The organism is Undibacterium sp. GW821-FHT07F11 (assembly GCF_059418665.1).
Window position 1 is genome coordinate 221,338 of sequence record NZ_JBWKQH010000011.1, and the last position, 18,179, is coordinate 239,516.

The 18,179-nt window shown below is 51.3% G+C and carries 18 protein-coding genes and 1 riboswitch; of the genes, 8 read left to right on the plus strand and 10 right to left on the minus strand.

Features of this window, described 5'->3' with window-relative positions; genetic code table 11:
- Positions 1-201 precede the first annotated feature (201 nt).
- The 4 genes from AC07OI_RS25595 to AC07OI_RS25610 all read left to right on the plus strand — a co-directional run bounded on the left by AC07OI_RS25595 (position 202) and on the right by AC07OI_RS25610 (position 4,332).
- Positions 202-810, plus strand: coding sequence for a LysE/ArgO family amino acid transporter (locus AC07OI_RS25595; protein ID WP_495259178.1), 609 nt, complete (start codon positions 202-204; stop codon positions 808-810).
- Positions 811-865: 55 nt separating this feature from the next.
- Positions 866-1,243: a hypothetical protein gene (locus AC07OI_RS25600; protein WP_492707037.1), complete on the plus strand. Its 378-nt coding sequence runs from the start codon at positions 866-868 to the stop codon at positions 1,241-1,243.
- Between the two features lie 241 nt (positions 1,244-1,484).
- On the plus strand, positions 1,485-2,894 hold the full coding sequence (locus tag AC07OI_RS25605; RefSeq protein WP_495259179.1) for a TolC family protein: 1,410 nt from the start codon (positions 1,485-1,487) through the stop codon (positions 2,892-2,894).
- A 25-nt stretch (positions 2,895-2,919) separates the two neighbouring features.
- Positions 2,920-4,332: a multicopper oxidase family protein gene (locus tag AC07OI_RS25610; protein ID WP_492707040.1), complete on the plus strand. Its 1,413-nt coding sequence runs from the start codon at positions 2,920-2,922 to the stop codon at positions 4,330-4,332.
- A 63-nt stretch (positions 4,333-4,395) separates the two neighbouring features.
- Here AC07OI_RS25610 and AC07OI_RS25615 read toward each other — a convergent pair whose 3' ends face one another.
- Positions 4,396-6,621, minus strand: coding sequence for a putative Ig domain-containing protein (locus AC07OI_RS25615; RefSeq protein ID WP_495259180.1), 2,226 nt, complete (start codon positions 6,619-6,621; stop codon positions 4,396-4,398).
- 257 nt (positions 6,622-6,878) lie between these two features.
- Positions 6,879-6,965: riboswitch (cyclic di-GMP riboswitch) on the minus strand.
- 266 nt (positions 6,966-7,231) lie between these two features.
- On the opposite strand from AC07OI_RS25615, the gene AC07OI_RS25620 reads away from it, so the two are divergent.
- Both AC07OI_RS25620 and AC07OI_RS25625 read left to right on the plus strand, forming a co-directional pair.
- Positions 7,232-7,900: a hypothetical protein gene (locus AC07OI_RS25620; RefSeq protein WP_492707043.1), complete on the plus strand. Its 669-nt coding sequence runs from the start codon at positions 7,232-7,234 to the stop codon at positions 7,898-7,900.
- 193 nt (positions 7,901-8,093) lie between these two features.
- Positions 8,094-8,588 carry a hypothetical protein gene (locus tag AC07OI_RS25625; protein ID WP_492707044.1) on the plus strand — a complete coding sequence of 165 codons (495 nt, stop codon included), beginning with the start codon at positions 8,094-8,096 and terminating at the stop codon, positions 8,586-8,588.
- Between the two features lie 88 nt (positions 8,589-8,676).
- Here the strand turns inward: AC07OI_RS25625 and gluQRS are convergent, their stop codons facing one another.
- Together gluQRS and AC07OI_RS25635 are read right to left on the minus strand one after the other, a co-directional pair.
- Complete coding sequence (gluQRS, locus tag AC07OI_RS25630; RefSeq protein ID WP_492707046.1) at positions 8,677-9,564, minus strand: tRNA glutamyl-Q(34) synthetase GluQRS; 888 nt, start codon at positions 9,562-9,564, stop codon at positions 8,677-8,679.
- 24 nt (positions 9,565-9,588) lie between these two features.
- A complete protein-coding gene (locus tag AC07OI_RS25635) occupies positions 9,589-10,506 on the minus strand; it encodes a LysR family transcriptional regulator (RefSeq protein WP_492707048.1) in 918 nt (305 codons plus the stop codon).
- 119 nt (positions 10,507-10,625) lie between these two features.
- Here AC07OI_RS25635 and AC07OI_RS25640 point away from each other — a divergent pair, with 119 nt between their 5' ends.
- Both AC07OI_RS25640 and AC07OI_RS25645 read left to right on the plus strand, forming a co-directional pair.
- Positions 10,626-11,327 (plus strand): pirin family protein, encoded by a 702-nt coding sequence (locus AC07OI_RS25640; RefSeq protein WP_492707049.1) that lies wholly within the window; start codon positions 10,626-10,628, stop codon positions 11,325-11,327.
- Positions 11,328-11,415: 88 nt separating this feature from the next.
- Complete coding sequence (locus AC07OI_RS25645; protein ID WP_492707051.1) at positions 11,416-11,985, plus strand: flavodoxin family protein; 570 nt, start codon at positions 11,416-11,418, stop codon at positions 11,983-11,985.
- A 579-nt stretch (positions 11,986-12,564) separates the two neighbouring features.
- On the opposite strand, the gene AC07OI_RS25650 is transcribed toward AC07OI_RS25645, so the two are convergent.
- The 7 genes from AC07OI_RS25650 to AC07OI_RS25680 all read right to left on the minus strand — a co-directional run bounded on the left by AC07OI_RS25650 (position 12,565) and on the right by AC07OI_RS25680 (position 17,998).
- Positions 12,565-13,554 carry an alpha/beta hydrolase fold domain-containing protein gene (locus tag AC07OI_RS25650; RefSeq protein WP_492707052.1) on the minus strand — a complete coding sequence of 330 codons (990 nt, stop codon included), beginning with the start codon at positions 13,552-13,554 and terminating at the stop codon, positions 12,565-12,567.
- A gap of 207 nt (positions 13,555-13,761) precedes the next feature.
- Positions 13,762-14,166 carry a VOC family protein gene (locus tag AC07OI_RS25655; protein WP_495259181.1) on the minus strand — a complete coding sequence of 135 codons (405 nt, stop codon included), beginning with the start codon at positions 14,164-14,166 and terminating at the stop codon, positions 13,762-13,764.
- Between the two features lie 46 nt (positions 14,167-14,212).
- Positions 14,213-14,626 carry a VOC family protein gene (locus tag AC07OI_RS25660; protein ID WP_492707055.1) on the minus strand — a complete coding sequence of 138 codons (414 nt, stop codon included), beginning with the start codon at positions 14,624-14,626 and terminating at the stop codon, positions 14,213-14,215.
- Between the two features lie 11 nt (positions 14,627-14,637).
- Complete coding sequence (locus AC07OI_RS25665) at positions 14,638-15,000, minus strand: YciI family protein (RefSeq protein ID WP_492707057.1); 363 nt, start codon at positions 14,998-15,000, stop codon at positions 14,638-14,640.
- Positions 15,001-15,036: 36 nt separating this feature from the next.
- A complete protein-coding gene (locus AC07OI_RS25670) occupies positions 15,037-15,459 on the minus strand; it encodes a VOC family protein (RefSeq protein ID WP_492707059.1) in 423 nt (140 codons plus the stop codon).
- A gap of 140 nt (positions 15,460-15,599) precedes the next feature.
- Positions 15,600-16,664: an alpha/beta fold hydrolase gene (locus tag AC07OI_RS25675; RefSeq protein ID WP_492707061.1), complete on the minus strand. Its 1,065-nt coding sequence runs from the start codon at positions 16,662-16,664 to the stop codon at positions 15,600-15,602.
- Positions 16,665-16,729: 65 nt separating this feature from the next.
- Positions 16,730-17,998: an RNA polymerase sigma factor gene (locus AC07OI_RS25680; protein ID WP_495259182.1), complete on the minus strand. Its 1,269-nt coding sequence runs from the start codon at positions 17,996-17,998 to the stop codon at positions 16,730-16,732.
- Positions 17,999-18,179: the final 181 nt, after the last annotated feature.

Consider the following 18,179-nt stretch of genomic DNA (forward strand, 5'->3'; position numbering starts at 1 on the left):
GCGCAGGCGTGCGGTATACCGCACGAATTCCCCGCTACATCACAGAGGAGGGAATGATTTTTAATCATCGATCTGCAGAGAATTTTAAAAGAACTAAATTTATGAATTAAGAAATTTTAATGAAATCGTAAATATTTTAAATATACTTCATATTAATCTCTTTTGTCGCCAGAATCCCTGTATCGACAAACGGGGAGACAGATGATGTTGGCTTTTATACTCAAGGGCATGGGCATGAGTGCAGGTTTGATCATGGCCATCGGTTCGCAAAATGCGCATGTCCTGCGCATGGGCTTGCGCAGGCAGCATGTGGCTTTGACAGTAATGATCTGTATCGTATGTGAAATGCTGCTGATACTGGCTGGTGTCGCGGGTATAGGGGGCATGATCAATAGCCAGCCAGTCTTGCTGACGATAGCTCGCTGGGGCGGGGCAGCATTTCTGATCTGGTATGGCGTGCGGTCTTTGCGGAATGCGGCTAATCAGCAAAGTCTGGTGGCTGAGGCTGGAGAGTTGAGTCTGACGGCGGGCAAGGCCGTACTGGCAGTGCTGGGAGCGACTTTGCTCAATCCCCACACCTATTTGGATACTGTAGTGCTGTTGGGTGCCATAGGAGGGCAGCAGCCAGGCAATGGCAAATACTGGTTTGCCGTGGGTGCCATCTTGAATGCCACGATCTGGTTTGCCACCCTCGGCTTTGGTGCCCGCTTGCTCGCACCCTGGTTTGCCAAGCCCATCGCATGGCGGGTGCTGGATAGTCTGGTCGGTATTGTGATGCTGATGCTGGCACTGAATTTAATGCTGGGTTGATCTTGTTTTGATCTGGTCGTTTGTTGAAAAGTCCGAATTGTGATAACTTCGGCACATGAAAAAATCCTGGCGTTTATTGATTGCTTGCCTGTTACTGGTACTGCTGCCCCTGCAGGGCTTTGCTGTCGCCAGTAAATTGGGCTGCGCCATGGATATGCCTGTCCAGGCTGGTATTGCTGTTGCCAGCGACAATGAACATTGTCAGCCAGTTGCCAAGGCTAACGGTGACGATATCACCCATGCTGTAAAAGGCAAGGTAGGCGATCATTGCAAGTCTTCTTCCCCCTGTTGTATGGGCATCGCCCTGATGCCTGCTATCCAGATTTCTACATTTGTTCCTGTGCATGATGATGCCCAGGTACTGCCTGTCCTGTTACCCGCATCTGTGCCTGCGCGCATGCTGGAACGTCCTCCTAAAGCTGTTTTTGCCTGAATAATTAGCTTGGGTTCGTAGCTTGGGTTATCTCGTAGGTTGGGCTCCGCTTTATCAGCCCAACACTGGGCATTTAAATAACGTATACGTTTGTTGAGGCTGAGTGTTGGGCTGGTAAAACGTAGCCCAACCTACAAGAGTAGCCTAGCGAGGTCCGGCCCAAGCTACGAGGTAACCCAACCTATGGCAATTGCACGCATTCCCAATTTTGCAGAAACACACTTCTTACCGCGAGGACTTCATGTCGCACATTCATTACCGATATCTGTTACCGGCATTGCTGGTGATAACTGGCTGTGCCAGTTTTGATATTGACCAAAGTACGCAAAAACTCAATCAACAATATCCCGCTTACACCCAAGGGAAACTGGCCCTGGCCGCCAAGCCCGAACAGCAGAAAGACATGCAGGCCAGGGCTGCTGTCTTGTTATCAGAACCCTTGACGCAAGATGCTGCCATGCAAATTGCCTTGCTGAATAGCCCATCACTGCAAGCCATGCTGGCGCAACATCAGGCAACGGGAGCCAATATGGCGCAGAGTGGCCGCATTGCCAATCCACTCTTTACGTTTGAACGCAATCGTCAGTCCGGTGAGTTGGAAATTGGACGCTTGTTGAGCTTCGGCCTGCTGGACTTGCTAAGCCTGCCACAAAGGCAAAGCATGGCGCAGCATGGTCTGGCGCAAGTACAGACGCAGCTCAGTCTGGATGTCATCGACAGTATCAACCAGGTGCGCGTGGCATGGGTCAAGGCAGTCGCGGCACAACAGAGTCTGGAATATGCCAGACAAGTCGGTGAGGCTGCCGATGCCAGTGCCATACTGGCAGAGCGCATGCTCAAGGCGGGTAACTTCAATACCTTGCAGGCAGCACGCCAGCAAGCTTTCAAGGCCGATGCCGTGGCGCAGCTCAGCTTCGCCCGCCATGCGAGTCTCGCCTCTCGCGAAGAACTGGTGCGCTTACTGGGGCTGAATGATGAACAGGAAAAAGCACTTAAGTTACCTGAGCGTCTGCCGGATTTACCCGCTACGCCGTTGGCAGCAGAAATCCTGGGCCCGCAAGCGACAAAAAACCGTCTTGACATACAACTGGCAAAACAGGAACTCGATGCCGCCGCAGCACGCCAGGGCTTGGGTGTGGTCAGCAGCTTTGCCGATATTGAATTGGGCGTACGGCGCGACACCAATTTTGATGCTGCAGGGCATAGCGAGATCAAACGCGGCTTTGAGGTGAGCCTGAGGTTGCCACTATTTGACTGGGGCGATGCGCAGAGAACAACCATGAATGCGAATACCCTGGCCGCCAATTATCGCCTGCAGGCTACGGTCAATAATGCAGGTTCGCATCTGCGCGTCAGCTATTCAGCCTATCGCAACATGTACGATATCGCCCGGCAATATCGTGATGAGATACTGCCGTTACGCAAACGCATTTCTGCTGAAAACCAGTTGCGCTACAACGGCATGTTCATCAGCGTGTTTGAATTGCTGGCCGATAGCCGCGAACAAATCAATAGCGTGCTGGCAGCCATCAATGCAGAACAACAATTCTGGCTGGCTGACGCTGCCTTGCAGGCCGAATTGCTGGGGCGTCCGTCAGCAAGTAGTCTGAATCCCGTCAAATCAACTGCCACGGCAGAAGCAGCGCATTGATCACAAGATCTGCGAAGGAAATATTATGAGTACCAGAAGAGATTTTTTTAAATTGGCGAGCATCGCAGGTGGGGCACTGGCAGCAAGTACGGTCAGTAAAGTGGCATTGGCGGCCTTGCCAGAAGCAGTCACACAAACCAGCCCGGATACCATGCCGCCCCTGCAGCCAAAAAATGGCCGTCCGTATAATCCGGTAGTAACCCTGAATGGCTGGACCCTGCCATGGCGCATGAATAATGGCGTCAAGGAATTCCACCTCGTGGCCGAACCCGTGGTGCGTGAAATGGCACCCGGCATGAAGGCGCATCTGTGGGGTTATAACGGTCAAAGCCCCGGCCCGACAATAGAAGTGGTGGAGGGGGACCGCGTACGCATTTTTGTCACCAACCGTTTGCCGGAGCACACCAGCGTGCACTGGCACGGCCAGCGCCTGCCAAATGGCATGGATGGTGTATCCGGCCTGACCCAGCCATCGATACAGCCGGGCAAGACCTTTGTCTACGAATTTGTGGCACGCCGCCCCGGCACCTTCATGTATCACCCGCATGCCGATGAAATGACGCAAATGGCGATGGGCATGATGGGCTCCTGGATTACCCATCCAAAAAATAAACATCCGCAGATTGATGAAGTTGACCGCGATTTTATTTTCCTGCTCAGTGCTTATGACATAGAGCCAGGTGCCTTCAAGCCTAACATCATGACCATGACAGACTTTAATTTATGGTCATGGAATAGCCGTATCTTCCCCGGCATCGATAGCCTGAATGTGCGCAAGAACGACAGGGTCAGGATACGCGTCGGTAACCTGACGATGACCAACCACCCCATCCACATTCATGGCCATGAATTTACCGTGACTGGTACCGACGGTGGCCCTGTGCCCAGAACCGCACGCTGGCCTGAGGTGACGACGGACATCGCCGTGGGCCAGATGCGGCAGATGGAATTTGTCGCCGATGAAGAAGGTGACTGGTCCTTCCATTGCCACAAGAGCCATCACACCATGAATGCCATGGGCCATAGTGTGCCGTCGATGATAGGTGTTGATCATAAAGACGTGGCTGACAAGATCAACAAACTCATTCCCGCTTATATGACCATGGGTGACAAGGGCATGGCAGATATGGGGACGATGGAAATGCCGCTACCCGACAACACCATCCCCATGATGACAGGCGAAGGGCCATTTGGCGGGCTGGAAATGGGCGGCATGTTCAGCGTCGTCAAAGTGCGCAAGGACCAGAAACCGGGTGATTATAAAGACCCCGGCTGGTTCCGGCATCCCAAAGGCACGGTGGCGTATGAATATACCGGGCCGGTGGCAGATGCACCGCGCCCGCCTGCCGATCCACATGCCGGGATGGGGCATGGCGCGCGTGCTGTGCCGGAAGTTGAAGTGCAGGTGCGCAAGCCGCAAGGTCATAGCGGACATTAAGTTTCGCAAGCAAGAATGGGTAGTATCAGTAAGCCTGATTCCCCCATTCTTGCATTGGCTTTCTTATTTCGCCGTTACTGTCACTGGCATATTCACAGTTGCCGTCCTGCCGGTATTGTCAGTGGCTGTGATTTTCAGTGTATAGCTGCCTGTCACAGGATTACTCCAGCTTGTGATGATATTCGTGCCACTCATGCTGAAGTTTAATCCCAGCGGCGCACCGCTAATCGAAATAGATAGCGAAGTTGCGCCAGGCGCTGTGATACTGATGGTGCCCGTCAAGGCCTTGCCTGCCACACCCGTCATGGCAGGAGCATTGATACTCAGGCCAGATGCTGCGATGCTGATGTTGAATATCGCCTGGTTGCTCAAGCCAGTCTTGCTGTCTTTGACGATGACTGTGACGATATACTTGCCGACCAGTGGGCTGGCCCAGGTGACAGTACCAGCCTGGCTGATGCTCATGCCGGATGGCGCACCACTAAGGCTGTAAATCACTGCATTGGCTGAACTGGCATTTACATTGAACGACAAGGGGCTGCCGGCTATGCCATTGATCGTGTTGGCAGTGACTACAGGCGGCACAGGTGCTGTAATCGTCACCGTATATGTACCCTTGCCACTCTGGCCTGTTGCTGCATCCAGCGCAGTCACAATCACGATATATTTGCCCGCAACAGGTGCGGCCCAGGTGACTGTACCCGCGCTGCTGATAGCCATGCCTGATGGATTGCCGCTCAGGCTGTAAGACAATGCATTGCTTGCCGTTGCTGACACGGTAAAGCTCAGTGCAGTACCAGTCTGGCCACTGATGCTTGCAGAGGTCACGGTTGGTGCTGGCGTGACGATTGTGCCACTGAGGGTACCGCTAAGTATGCTGAGAAAATTACTGACATTCGGCGTACCCAAGCCAGTCAACTGATCATGCCCGGACTTGGCTGTGCAACTGGTACAACTGCCATTGCTGCCTTTGGCTATATCGGCAAATACACTGGCGTAGCTGCCAGGTACGGTGGCGATTTTGTTGTACAGCATGGCATGTGGTGCACCCAACACAGCTTTGCCTGCTTGTACCAGCGTCGCATTGGCAACAGCGATGATGCCTGCCCATTGCGGCGTGGCCAGGCTGGTACCACCGGCACTGACCCAGCTCACTGTGCTGCTGCCGGGTGTCATGATCGCTACATATTGACCAGTATTCGGATCAGAATTCATGGATACATCGGCCACTGTCCGGCGTGCAGGGGCGCCCATGCCTGGTACTGTCGTATTTTGATAGGCGGGGGTGGCGGTATAAGCGCTGACACCACCACCGGTATTTGACCAGGCAACTTCAGTTCTGCTGCCGCCCGAATAACTCAGGCTGGTCCCGCCTACAGCCACCACATTGGGTGATACTGCAGGCCATTCAACCGCCGGACCATTGTCGCCGGATGCTGCGAGATAAGTCATTTTTGCAGTGGTGAATGTATTTTCCACGCCTGCAGTCCAGCTACCTTCAGCAGCACCAAAACTCATCGATACCACACCTGGCCCCATGGCATTCGCCAGCCTGATGCCGCCCACCATGTTGCTCATGGAAGAATCTGCCGCTTCGATCAGGATAATACGGGCCAGCGGTGCGGTCGCATGCGCCCACTGCACATCGAGTGCAATTTCTGTCGCCCAGCCAGAATCATAGGCCGGTGCAGTACTGTTCATGCTGCCAGCACTGGTGCTATACACCACAGAAAATTCACAGCTTGTGGCAGATGCTGCAGATAAAGGCAAGACGGTACCGGAAGCGATATTTTTTACAGCGCATGCAGGCAGGCCAAATTTTTGATTGAAGGCATTCAGTTCTGCCACGATGTTGGGGTCATGCTTTGCATTGACGATATAAATTGTCTGACCCGCGCCCAGCAGGGCAGCTTGTGCCGCCGTCAAGTTGCTCATGCTTGCGGGCAGTGCTGGCAAACCATACGCGGCACGTATTTGTGCCGGAGTATAAGTGGATACCACGCCAGTACCAGCTGATGGCAACACATCAATCTGGCCCGCCGCAATGGGTGGTGGTGCCAACTGCGGGCGAGGCAATGAGCGTATTGCGGATACTGTCAACCCACGACCACGCACGCCTTGCCATTCGCGCGGTATGGCTTGCATTGCAGCAGGCACGCGGGCTGATCTGCTGCCATCCATGACATCAATATCGGCAGGCGCATCAAGCAGGACTGGTGCGAGGTGAAATGTGGGCTGGGTGTGTTGAATCGCCACGTCTGGCGGGAGTACGGGTACGGCGATTTTCAATGTGGTCGTGCCTGTAGCGACCTCTGCTGGCGGTAAGGTAATGGCAGCATTGCTGATCTGGGGGCTATCGCCACCACAAGCTGTAAGAAGACTTGCCGTGAAAAGTAGACTCAGCCATGTAAGTAACTTAAGTGGCCTGAGCAACCTGAAAAATATTCTTTTTTTGATAATCACGTATGCACTCCGATATCAGCAGAGGGCGGTGATTCGGCAGTAAATGAAATGCCCAGGCGATCAAATGCTTTAGCAATAACATTACCGGCAACCCCGCTGCCATGGCGCATATGCGCTGTAGGCCGGTGGCTTTGCGTCGCCGTTTTTCAACGGGTTTGCCCTCAAGTTTTGGAAACAGAAAATTACAAATTCAGAGTATGAATTTTTCGATTCAAAAGGAAGCAGAAAAATGTCAAGGATTGTTGAAATCGTGTAGCTAAAACAAGCTTCGATCTCGCTTTGATGACAGAAAATGAAGATTGTTGTTTTACTGGCTTTTGAATAAGACAAAAGTGTTAATTTGTAAAATCATTTCCCATGTTGTTTTCGCCATGGCAGCATCTGCGAACTTTTAATCGGTTGATTATCTTTTCGAATTGAACACAATAAAATACTTATGAAACTTTCTCCACGCATCTCCCACGCCACAATTCTGATTTGCCTGACACTTGCTTGTGCAAGCTCACAAGCGGCAAAAATCAGCCTGGATGACTGTGATTTGATTACTGCAAAACCCCTGCGTGCAGATTTCAAGGACTGGCTGGCAAAAAATCGCAAACTGGCTGCCGATGGCAATGTTGAAGCACAAACCTACGTCGCCGCAGAAGCAAGTAATCGCCTGGCCTGTCTCGAAGAAAAAATCACTGAAAAATCAGGATGGTCAGTGACGATGACAAGTGGTGACGGCAGCAGCGAAACCACGTCCAATCCTGGCATACCAAATATCAAAAAAAATGCAGATGCCTATGCGGCATTGAAAGATGCTGTCAAATATAGCCATCAGGCCGGTGCGAATGACCCTGCCTATCGAGGTATATCGGCACAACTGGTGTTGCGTTATCAAACGGTCTTGCCAGAAGCACTGGAAACTGCCTATGAAGATGTGGCTGGTGCCAATCAGCTCGAATGTGTACTCAAGCGCAAATTCGGCAAACGGGATGCACAGTATGCCTGTGCATCGCACAGGACTACCTTGGCACAATTGACGACTAAAGTATCAGCTGAGCGCCGTGCTTTCCTTGATCAAAAAGCAATGCAGTGGGCAGCGGATTTCCCGGTTAAATAAGTTGCCGCAAGATATGTTTACATCAGTTTTACATTAGGCTCGCCATGCCTGGCTGTGTTGGCTAACGTACAGACCCGAAAGGACATGTAGAAGTAAATTGAACTGGGAAGTCAACAGATATGCTTTACGAACGTTATAGTACTGTAAGCGCTGTATTGCTTCTTTGGTTAACGTAATGGAAATGGAGTACGCAATGATAAACATGACATGTAAAAGAGTATTGCTGGCGACCGCAGCCTGTGCATCACTCTTCATGACCGCACAGACTCAGGCACAAGATGTGGGTGTCTCTTTGCAATTTGGGCAACCGGGATTTTATGGTCGTGTTGACGTTGGTAATTTCCCTCAACCTCAGGTGATTTATCGTGAGCCACGCATCGTAGAAAGAGTGAGGGTAGTTGAACCTCCCTTGTATCTGGTGGTGCCGCCAGGCCATAGAAATAAATGGGAAAAGCATTGCTATCGCTACAATGCCTGCGGTCGTCCGGTGTATTTTGTCCAGGAAAACTGGTACAACACTCAGGTAGTGCCGCGTTATCGCGATGGTTATTACCGTGACCACGATTACAGGCATGATGCTTATCGACGTGACGATAATCGCCGTAATGACTATCGTAGAGATGACAGGGGTAATGACGATCACGGGCGCCATGGACACGGACGCGGCAGGGAACATCCTGAGCATTGATTTGACATTAGCTGACGCCAGCTAACATTAACATTAACATTAAATGCTGACAGGTTTCACTAACAAGGGCTGCATTGCAGCCCTTGTTTTATTGTGCATCTGCACTCTCCATTTTCGCTTTCCACGCCTGAATTGCCAACGACCAGAAAGCGGAAATATCGGTGATTGTTGATGGTAAGGTCAATCCCAGGAATTGTGCAGCCGGTAGCAAGGCTTCACGTAGTACATCATTATCACCACGATCAAATGCGAGGGCTCCAGTTTGCTTCGACAGCTTTTCACCATCTGCATTGGTGACGACTGGCACATGCAAATAAGAAGGGGTGGGCAAGCCCAGCAATTCTTGCAGATAGATTTGCCGTGCAGTTGAATCGATCAGATCTGCGCCGCGCACCACGTGCGTGATACCTTGTGCGGCATCGTCGACCACTACTGCCAACTGATAAGCCCAAAAGCCATCGGCACGCTTCAATACAAAGTCCCCGACCTCGGTCGCAAGGTTTTGTTGCTGCATGCCAGCCAGCCGGTCTGCAAAGGTATAGATTTGATCCGGCACGCGCAAACGCCAGGCACGGGCAATTTTGCCCGCTGCCAGACCGTGACGGCAAGTGCCCGGATAAATCTGGCTGGCTGTTTCACCCAGGCGCAGGCGCGAATCAGCGATTTCCTTGCGTGAGCATGCGCAGGGATAGAGATTGTCACCTAGCTGGTTCAAGGCAGCTTCGTACAGATGCTGGCGCTTGCTTTGCCAACTGATATCGCCATCCCAGACCATGCCAGAGCGTTCCAATGAGTTGATGATATGCTGGTCTGCGCCTTTGACATTGCGGTCAAAATCCAGGTCTTCCATGCGCAGCAGCCATAGCCCGTCATGGGCTTTGGCATCAAGATAGCTGGCCATGGCGGCCACCAGCGAACCCATATGCAAGGGGCCGGTCGGCGAAGGGGCGAAACGTCCTATGTATTTTTGCGTCATCTGTTTTGTTGGCGTGGATGTTCTTCAGTTACCTATCAACATGCGTTGCACGACAGGGTCTTGCAACTTCTGTAAAAACCACAACAAGGCCTTGCCCTTGTTGGCATTACGCCAGACCAGGCGGTTATCTTCTGGCGGGCGGTGGGCGCTGGTCTTCTTTTCTATCAGCGCACCGCTGCGCAAATGTGGCAATGCAAGGCGACGTGGCAAGTGCCCGCAACCCAGGCCGGCCAGTTGTGCCGCCAGCTTGGCGTGCATGGTGGGCACGGTCAGGGTATCTTGCCCGCTCAGCAAGCCTGCCGTCATTGATGGCAGGGTCAGGCCAGTGTCACCAATGGCAATTGCCCTGTGGGCCTGCAAAATAGCCGGAGTCAGCGGTTCTTCTGCCTGCGCCAGCGGGTGTTGTGGTGCTACGGCAAATACCCATTCCACACTGCCCAGCAAACGAGTCTGAAATTCACCCTGCATGCGTATGGCATCCGGCCCGTAATAGGCAGCGCCTATGGCAAGGTCGGCGCGGCCAGATACCATGGTTTCCCAGACACCCGACAAAATCTCCTGGCTGATACGGATACGCGTGCCACACGCCTGTTGTTCAAATTCCTTGATCAAGGGGATGATATCGTCGAATTGTATGATGCCATCAATGACGATGCGTAGCTCTGCCTCCCAACCGCTGGCGGCACGTTTCACGCGGTTTTCAAGCTCCTGTGCGGCATTCAGCAAATGCCTGCCCTGCATCAATAACTCTTCCCCGGCAATAGTCAGCTTGGCCCTGTGGCCACGCCTGTCATATAGCAGCACATCCAGGTCTTCTTCCAGCTTGCGTATGCTGTAAGTGATGGCTGAGGGCACTTTATCCAGAGCCGCTGCAGCCGCCGCAAAGCTGCCCTTGCGGTCTATGGCATCGAGGATTTGCAGGGCTTCAAGGGTCAGGTTCACGATTGTTCAAATAATTTGAATGAGTTGTATGAAATTCTACCCTTATGTCAAAGAATTTGCATGTATATAGTGTGTACATCGCCTGAACACACTCTTCAGGAAATTTGAAAGGGACTTATATGATTACGCTCAGACCATCACAAGAACGCGGCCACGCCGAGCACGGCTGGCTGAAATCACATCACAGCTTTTCATTTGCAGAATATTACGATCCGCAGCATATGGGTTTTGGCCCACTGCGTGTGATTAATGACGACTGGATCGCTCCTGCGATGGGTTTTGGTACGCATCCTCACCAGAACATGGAAATTATTACTTACGTGCTCGAAGGTGCGATTGCGCACAAAGACAGCATGGGTAATGGCAGTACGATACGTCCAGGTAATGTGCAGTATATGAGTGCAGGTACTGGTGTGCGTCATTCGGAATTCAATCCGGCCAATAACGAGCACACACGTTTGCTGCAAATCTGGATACAGCCAGACCAACTGGGTGGTGAACCTTTGTACGGCGAGAAAGAATTCAGCCGTGAAGAAAAACAGGGTCGCTTGCGTTTGGTAGTTTCTGGCGATGGTGCCGATGGCTCCATCAAGATCCGCCAGAACGCACGTCTGCAAATCGGCTTGTTTGATGCAGAACAAAAGCAGGAAGTAGCACTGGCAAAGGATCGCCTGACCTATGTCCACGTAGCGCGTGGTGAATTGCAGGTAAATGGTATGTCCCTCAAAGAGGGTGATGCCGTGATGATGTCAGCCGAAGAAAAACTCGTGCTGGAGCAGGGCAAACAGGCAGAAGTACTGGTATTTGATCTGCCGCATTAAGTTGTAAAGACAGGCAAATTACTGATGCAAAACGCGTCAGTGATTTGTCTTTTTGCGTAAAAACTCAACATCCACACTGGAGTAAAACATGTCTAAAGTCGCGATTATTTATCATTCAGGTTATGGCCACACCACCAAGGCCGCAGAAGCAGTACACGCAGGTGCCGCCGCTGCAGGTGCTGATGCCGAACTCATCAAGATTGACGCCGAAGGCAATATCACCGACGCCCAATGGGAAACCCTGGCCGCAGCTGATGCCATCGTCTTTGGTTCCCCAACTTATATGGGATCAGTGTCCTGGCAATTCAAAAAATTCGCCGATGCTTCTTCCAAGCCCTGGTATAGCCAGGTCTGGAAAGACAAGATCGCCGCGGGTTTCACCAATTCTGCCTCCATGAATGGCGACAAATTATCTACTCTGCATTATCTGTTTACGCTATCACAACAGCACTCCATGATCTGGGTAGGCACAGGCCTGATGCCAGCTAACAGCAAGGCCGCGCAACGCAATGACATCAACTACATCGCCAGCTTCAGCGGCCTGATGACACAATCCCCATCCGATTCTTCACCAGAAGAAGGCCCGCTGCCAGGTGATCTGGAAACGGCGAAATTGTTTGGTAAACGGATTGCGGAAGTGGCTAAGAAGTTTCAGTGAGTTGAATTAGTGCAGAAGTAAAAAGACCCGCCATATTGATTGGCGGGTTTTTCTATGATGTTACAGAACTGTAGTGAGTCAATAACTTTAGAAATATGAATGTAGGTCGTATTGACGTTGTTTTTGACTTTTGCAGTTCCCATGTGTCGACGCCGTTTGTGCAGTACAGAAAATGGATCAAGAAATGCCCGTGTTTGAGCGTAGCGAGTTTCGGGCATTTCCCATTTTTGTACTGCACAAACGGGAACCCCCTTCAGGGGGCAACGACGCCTGGGTCGCTTTCTTTGGCATACCTTTCTTGGCGACGCAAGAAAGGTATGTAGCTGTCGGGCTACCCCCGACCTGCAATCGTAAATAATGTATGCAGGTATTTGAAAATCAGATAAGCAAAACAATTCGAATCTGAAATTAATGTAGCGAACAGTATGCCACGAACGCCACTGGATTCCAGCTAAAAGCACGCTGGAGCGCCAGCCCGGTGGAATGACGACTTTGAGAGTGCTATAAGTCGAGCAATACACTATTGCATAAGCAATCCAAATAACGGCATCTTTATAACAGAAACGTAGCATAAATCCCCTACAGCTTCTCCTTCAAAAACTGCAATAAACGCGGCGCCAGATATCCAGAATCAGTCCCCGGTACCTTGATAGGCTCAGACGCCCAATAATGCCCCGCATTTTTTAACACAACAGAACTCACTGAAAATCCCGCCTGATTCAAGGCATGCATGAAGGCCATCGACTGTCCTTCAGGATCAACAAACTTGTCCTTCGCTCCCCAGCTCAACAAAAACTGCGTTTGATTATTTTCGCGTGTCACATAAGACAGTGGTGATGCTTCAAAATAGATTTTTCTATTATCGATCAGACTGCTACCCAGAAAGCCTTGGGCAATATTATTGTCAGGGTAGTAGCGATTCGAATGTTCCCATTTCGCAGTCAAATCATAACTGCCATAAATACCTACACACACCTTGACCTTGGTAGTGGGATTCATGCCGTCCGAGAACGGTTGCTGATCACCAGCCAGTGCGACAATAGTGGCTAGCTGCGCCCCTGCAGAATCACCCATTAGGCCCATGCGCTCAGGATCAAGCTGGTAAGTCGCCGCTTGCTGCCGCAAGAATTGCACCGCAGCGCGCACGTCATGCACGGCGGCAGGATAGAGGTTGGTTTTATCTTTCACCAGGCGATAATTGACGGCAAATACCGCATAGCCATTTTTCGCCAGATACGGCCCCCAATGCTTATACAGGCTGGCATCAGCAAAACGCCAGTCACCACCGTGGACGGCAATCAGCACGGGATATTTGTCATTTCCCTTGGGGCGATATAAATCACCAGTCAGCGCTTCATCATCTGTACGTTGATAGACGATGCCGTGCTGTACTTCATATCCTGCATCTGGCATGGCTGCATGTGTAGCACCAGCAAACAATAAGCTCAGGCCGAGAAAGAATTGAACAGGTTTGCTGATGTAATTTATCAGGCGATACCACGGTGACAGGACGCTAATCAGCTTGCTAAGGAGGTCGTGCGAGCGACCTGGTAGATTGGAAATTTTCATTTCTGATTCCATACAATTTGAAGAGTTTTATATTGGGACATGATGATGTACGGAATCAGTATGCCGCGCCGCCATGAACAGATGGCCGACAGTGTGACCAAGCCTGATTTTGCCGTGACGAATTGCATGGAAGTGAAAGTGTGATGCCCATAAAAAAACCGCCTGAAAAACAGGCGGTTTGGCAATTCCAGTTCAAGGTAGGCCGATTTATTGACATTCACCTTCAGCGACCATGTGCATTAATTCCCAGCCATGGCCATCGACATCATGGAAACCATGTCCGTACATGAAACCATGATCCATAGGTTCTTTAGGCACTGTGGCACCCGCACCCCTGGCTTTGGCGACCAGGCTATCAACCTGTTCGCGGCTGTCGCAGGACAGGCAATTCAAAACTTCAGTACGCTCATGCGCATAGCTGATAGGTTTGTTGGTAAAGCCTGCAAAAAACTCTTCAACCAGCAGCATGACGAACAGGTTCTCTCCCATGATCATGCAGGCGGCTTTGTCGTTGGTGAACTTGGGTTCAAAGCTATAGCCCAGGCTGCTCCAGAATTCCTTGGAGCGGGGCAGGTCTTTAACAGACAGATTTACAAAAATTTGCTTATGCATTTTGTTTTCCTCAATTTGTTGTAACAGTAAGGGCAGGCTCAGCGAGTCATGCCGTCTGCGTGCATGCACCGTCAGTTGCCCACGCGCAGCAATTCCAGCCATGACCGTCAAGATCATAGAAGCCCTGTGCATACATGAAGCCATGGTCTTCTGCTTCGTCAGGTATGGTGGCACCGGCGGCCCTGGCTTTTTTGATGAGAGTATCGACATGCTCGCGGTTATCGCAAGAAAGGGCATGCAAGACTTCTACCCGCTCGTGCGCATCACATACGGGTTTGTGGGCGAAACTGGCAAAGAGTTCTTCCACCAGCAACATGACCAGAATGCTTTCACCAAAGATGATGCAGGCGGCATTGTCACTGGCGAATTTTGGATCAAAGCTATAACCCAGGCTGCTCCAGAATTCCTTGGCGCGGGCCAGGTCTTTGACAGGCAGGTTGACAAAGATTTGCTTGTGCATTTCGTTCTCCTTTAACTTGTTGTCGCTGCTGTAGCCATGGCTGGCAAGTCCAGTGTACGCACCGGGCGTACTTCTATGCTGCCATGCTGGGCTGGCGGGATTTTGGAAGCCAGTTGTATGGCTTCATTCAAATCCCTGGCATCGATGAGATAAAAGCCAGCCAGCATTTCCTTGGTTTCGGCAAATGGGCCATCTGTCACCGACAATTGCCCATTCCTTACCCTGACTGTGGTCGCCGTGTGTACAGGATGCAGAGGCTCGGCCGCCAGCATGTGGCCACTGTCAAGCAAACCTTGTGCATACATGGCGCATTTTTCGTCTGGACAGGCATTCCAGTGTTCATTGTCGAGATAAACCAGGCATAGGTATTTCATAGCGGCTCCTGCAAGGATGGATTAACGGTGATCTGATTACAGTGGCAGCTGCTCGCCATTGATGATCCATGGCGTGCCGTATTTGTCGACCAGCATGCCCCAGGATTTTGCCCAGAATGCAGGTTGTACCGGCATGGTGATCTGGCCGCCTTCTGCCAGCGCGTTAAAGATCTTGGCGGCTTCTTCTGTGGTATCGTAATTCAGCGTGAAAGAGACGCCCTTGATGCCCTCATAGGGCATTTGCTGTGGGCAGTCACCCGCGTAGAGCAAGCCACCGTCCGGCAGTTCCAGGCGTGCATGCAGGATGTTGTGGGCAGATTCTTTCGGTATCATTGCTGCCATGGGCGAATCGGCTCCACTCATCATGACGGTGATTTTTCCGCCCAGAACTTGTTCATAAAAGTACATGGCTTCCTTGCAGTTGCCATTGAAAGACAGGTAAGCGACAGGATGTGGCATGATTATTTCCTTTATAAAAGTGTTGGATTATCGTGTGAAAGTATTTCCACATCTGATAGTCGAATGGCTGGACAGTAAATCGACATTAAAACAAAAATATTTTTAAATATTTTTGATGCGCATAAAATTGCCTATGAGTATTACTTACTCAAAGAACGCACCCGCTCGTTGAGCAGTTTCAATTGTGCCTCTATAAACGGCAAATTTGGATCATGACCGGCACGTGGAACCACAATATATTCTTTTTGCGGCGCAGTAATGCTATCTACATACTGGCGGGTAATTTCAGGCATGGTCAGCAAATCTTCTGCACCCTGGACGAAAAAGACCGGGATAGAAAATCTGCTAGCGTTTTCAGCAAATTCGATTTTGCTGAACATGCCGTCGCCCTTGTAGCCAACAAATTTCAGGAAAGAATAGTCTTCGCCACCTTCGTAGTCAGTCTGGGCGACTTGCGTGGCGTATGCTGATTCTGGTGTCCACCATGCTGCGGGTGCCTGGTCTGTGCGCAGTGCTTCATATTTACGTATTGCCTTGCGCAAGATGCCGAAATTGCGTGGATTGCTCCACGGTGGCGGGCCAAGTGCGCTTACTTTGCCAACCGTCTCCTGATCGCCAGCAGCTTGTGCCAGGCTCAATACCTTGTTGTAGCTGGAAGTCTGGTTAGCCTTGTAGCTGACGACTTGTGAAGTACCTATATAGGCATAAAATAATTCAGGTTTCAATAAACTCATTTGCACACCGAGTATCGAGCCCCATGAACTACCTGTCAGGATGATTTTTTTCTTGCCCAGATGCTGAGTCAGGTAAGCCGCCAGGGCGACGCCATCATCAGCCATTTGCGCTACTGTCAAAGGCGTATCTTCGCTGGGTTTGTTCTTGCCAAAGGTTTTGCCTGCGCCACGCTGGTCCCATTGCACCAGGGTGTAATCTTTTTCCCAGGCGCCGTAAATGGCGCTGGCATAGGGGCTCATGGTATTGCCGGGACCGCCATGTACGATCAGGATGACAGGGTTACTGCAATGTTTACCCTTGATGGTGACCCATTGTGGTATGCCACCTATTTCAACAAAACCTTCTTCATCGATGGCTTGTGTTGCAGACTTGCAGGCAAGGCCAGGTGAAATTGATGTCGCTTCAGCCATGCATAGTGCAGGCAATAGACTGATTAACAAAGCGGGAAGGACGTGGTGCAGTTTTGCCATATATCTCCTGAAGGTAGGGCAGACTTCTTATTTTGGGTAAAGGTGGTGGGTGTCAGTGAGATTCACTAATTTATTAATGCCTGCAAGCGTCGTTCAATAAAGCGTTTTTCCGGTTCCTGTTTGCAAAGTTTTAGCGCCTGTTCATAGGATAGCTTTGCCTGCGTCAGGTCACCATTGCGGCGGCACAGGTCCGCCCTGGCTGCATGGGCCAGATGGTAGTTACGCATTTCCTCTTTTTCCAGCAAGGCTTCCACCAGTTGCAAGCCTGACTTCAATCCGCCAGTACACATGGCAATGGCGATGGCGCGGTTCAGTTCTATGATGGGGCTGGCTTCGACGCGCAGCAAGGCGTCATACAGACCAACTATCTGCGGCCAGTCGGTCTCTGCATAGGTAGCTGCTTCGGCATGGACGGCAGAAATCGCCGCCTGCAGGGTATAGGCAGCAAAGCGGCCAGAGCGCAGAGCCTGTTCCACCAAGGCGGACCCTTCGGCTATTAATGCACGAATCCATAATTGCCGGTCTTGTTGTTCAAGCGCGATCAATTCGCCCTGGCCATCAGTACGGGCAGGACGGCGTGATTCATGTAATAGCATCAAGGCCAGCAAGCCGCTGACTTCAGGTTCGGGCAATAATTCTTGTAGCAGGCGTGTCAGCCGTATGGCTTCTGTCGCCAGATCGAGACGCAAAGCTGAATTACCGGCAGAGCTTGAGTAGCCCTCATTAAAGACCAGATAAATGACTCTCAGCACACTGTGCAGGCGCGCAGGTAGCTCTTCTTTTTCTGGTACCTGATAGGGAATTCTGGCATCACGTATTTTTGCCTTGGCACGCACGATGCGTTGCGCAAGAGTGGGGGCCGGGGTCAGGAAGGCATGCGCGATTTCTTCCGTTGTCAGACCGCAGACTTCACGCAGTGTCAAGGCGACCTGGGCATCGGCTGCCAGGGCAGGGTGGCAGCAGGTGAAGATCAGGCGCAGCCTGTCATCTTCCATGAGTATTGGTTCAAGCACAGGCTCGCCTGGCTGTGCTGTCTCATCCACCAGTGCTTCCACGGTTTCTGTATGTTGGTCCAGCGGATCAAAGCGCTTTTGCCTGCGTATGCTGTCTATTGCCTTGTAACGTCCTGCTGACACCAGCCAGGTATGCGGATATTCAGGCAAGCCTTTTTCTGGCCATTGCTCCAGTGCTGCCTTGAAGGCTTCATGCAGGGCTTCTTCAGCCAGATCAAAATCCCCTAGCAAATGCACCAGAGTCGCAAAGACCCGACGCGACTCTTGCTGGTAAATACGTTCAACTAATTGGCGGGTGCTATCGGTGGCTGAAGTCATCATGCTGCTAATTGCGGTATGTAGTCTTCCTGATTGTCTGAACGTTGGTGTGGCTCAGGTAAATGAGCCTGGAGAATCGATAAATTCTGCATTTTCCGTACCAGAAATAGTGATGGCTGATTCTAGCGCACTCTTGGAGAACAATGCTTTAAAAACATTAATTTAAAGCAAATCCTGCTGATGT

Coding starts and splice junctions, on each gene's coding strand:
- AC07OI_RS25595 (WP_495259178.1), top strand. CDS start 202: ATGATGTTGGCTTTTATACTCAAGGGCATGGGCATGAGTGCAGGTTTG.
- AC07OI_RS25600 (WP_492707037.1), top strand. CDS start 866: ATGAAAAAATCCTGGCGTTTATTGATTGCTTGCCTGTTACTGGTACTG.
- AC07OI_RS25605 (WP_495259179.1), top strand. CDS start 1,485: ATGTCGCACATTCATTACCGATATCTGTTACCGGCATTGCTGGTGATA.
- AC07OI_RS25610 (WP_492707040.1), top strand. CDS start 2,920: ATGAGTACCAGAAGAGATTTTTTTAAATTGGCGAGCATCGCAGGTGGG.
- AC07OI_RS25620 (WP_492707043.1), top strand. CDS start 7,232: ATGAAACTTTCTCCACGCATCTCCCACGCCACAATTCTGATTTGCCTG.
- AC07OI_RS25625 (WP_492707044.1), top strand. CDS start 8,094: ATGATAAACATGACATGTAAAAGAGTATTGCTGGCGACCGCAGCCTGT.
- gluQRS (WP_492707046.1), bottom strand. CDS start 9,564: ATGACGCAAAAATACATAGGACGTTTCGCCCCTTCGCCGACCGGCCCC.
- AC07OI_RS25640 (WP_492707049.1), top strand. CDS start 10,626: ATGATTACGCTCAGACCATCACAAGAACGCGGCCACGCCGAGCACGGC.
- AC07OI_RS25645 (WP_492707051.1), top strand. CDS start 11,416: ATGTCTAAAGTCGCGATTATTTATCATTCAGGTTATGGCCACACCACC.
- AC07OI_RS25650 (WP_492707052.1), bottom strand. CDS start 13,554: ATGAAAATTTCCAATCTACCAGGTCGCTCGCACGACCTCCTTAGCAAG.
- AC07OI_RS25655 (WP_495259181.1), bottom strand. CDS start 14,166: ATGCATAAGCAAATTTTTGTAAATCTGTCTGTTAAAGACCTGCCCCGC.
- AC07OI_RS25660 (WP_492707055.1), bottom strand. CDS start 14,626: ATGCACAAGCAAATCTTTGTCAACCTGCCTGTCAAAGACCTGGCCCGC.
- AC07OI_RS25665 (WP_492707057.1), bottom strand. CDS start 15,000: ATGAAATACCTATGCCTGGTTTATCTCGACAATGAACACTGGAATGCC.
- AC07OI_RS25670 (WP_492707059.1), bottom strand. CDS start 15,459: ATGCCACATCCTGTCGCTTACCTGTCTTTCAATGGCAACTGCAAGGAA.
- AC07OI_RS25675 (WP_492707061.1), bottom strand. CDS start 16,664: ATGGCAAAACTGCACCACGTCCTTCCCGCTTTGTTAATCAGTCTATTG.
- AC07OI_RS25680 (WP_495259182.1), bottom strand. CDS start 17,998: ATGATGACTTCAGCCACCGATAGCACCCGCCAATTAGTTGAACGTATT.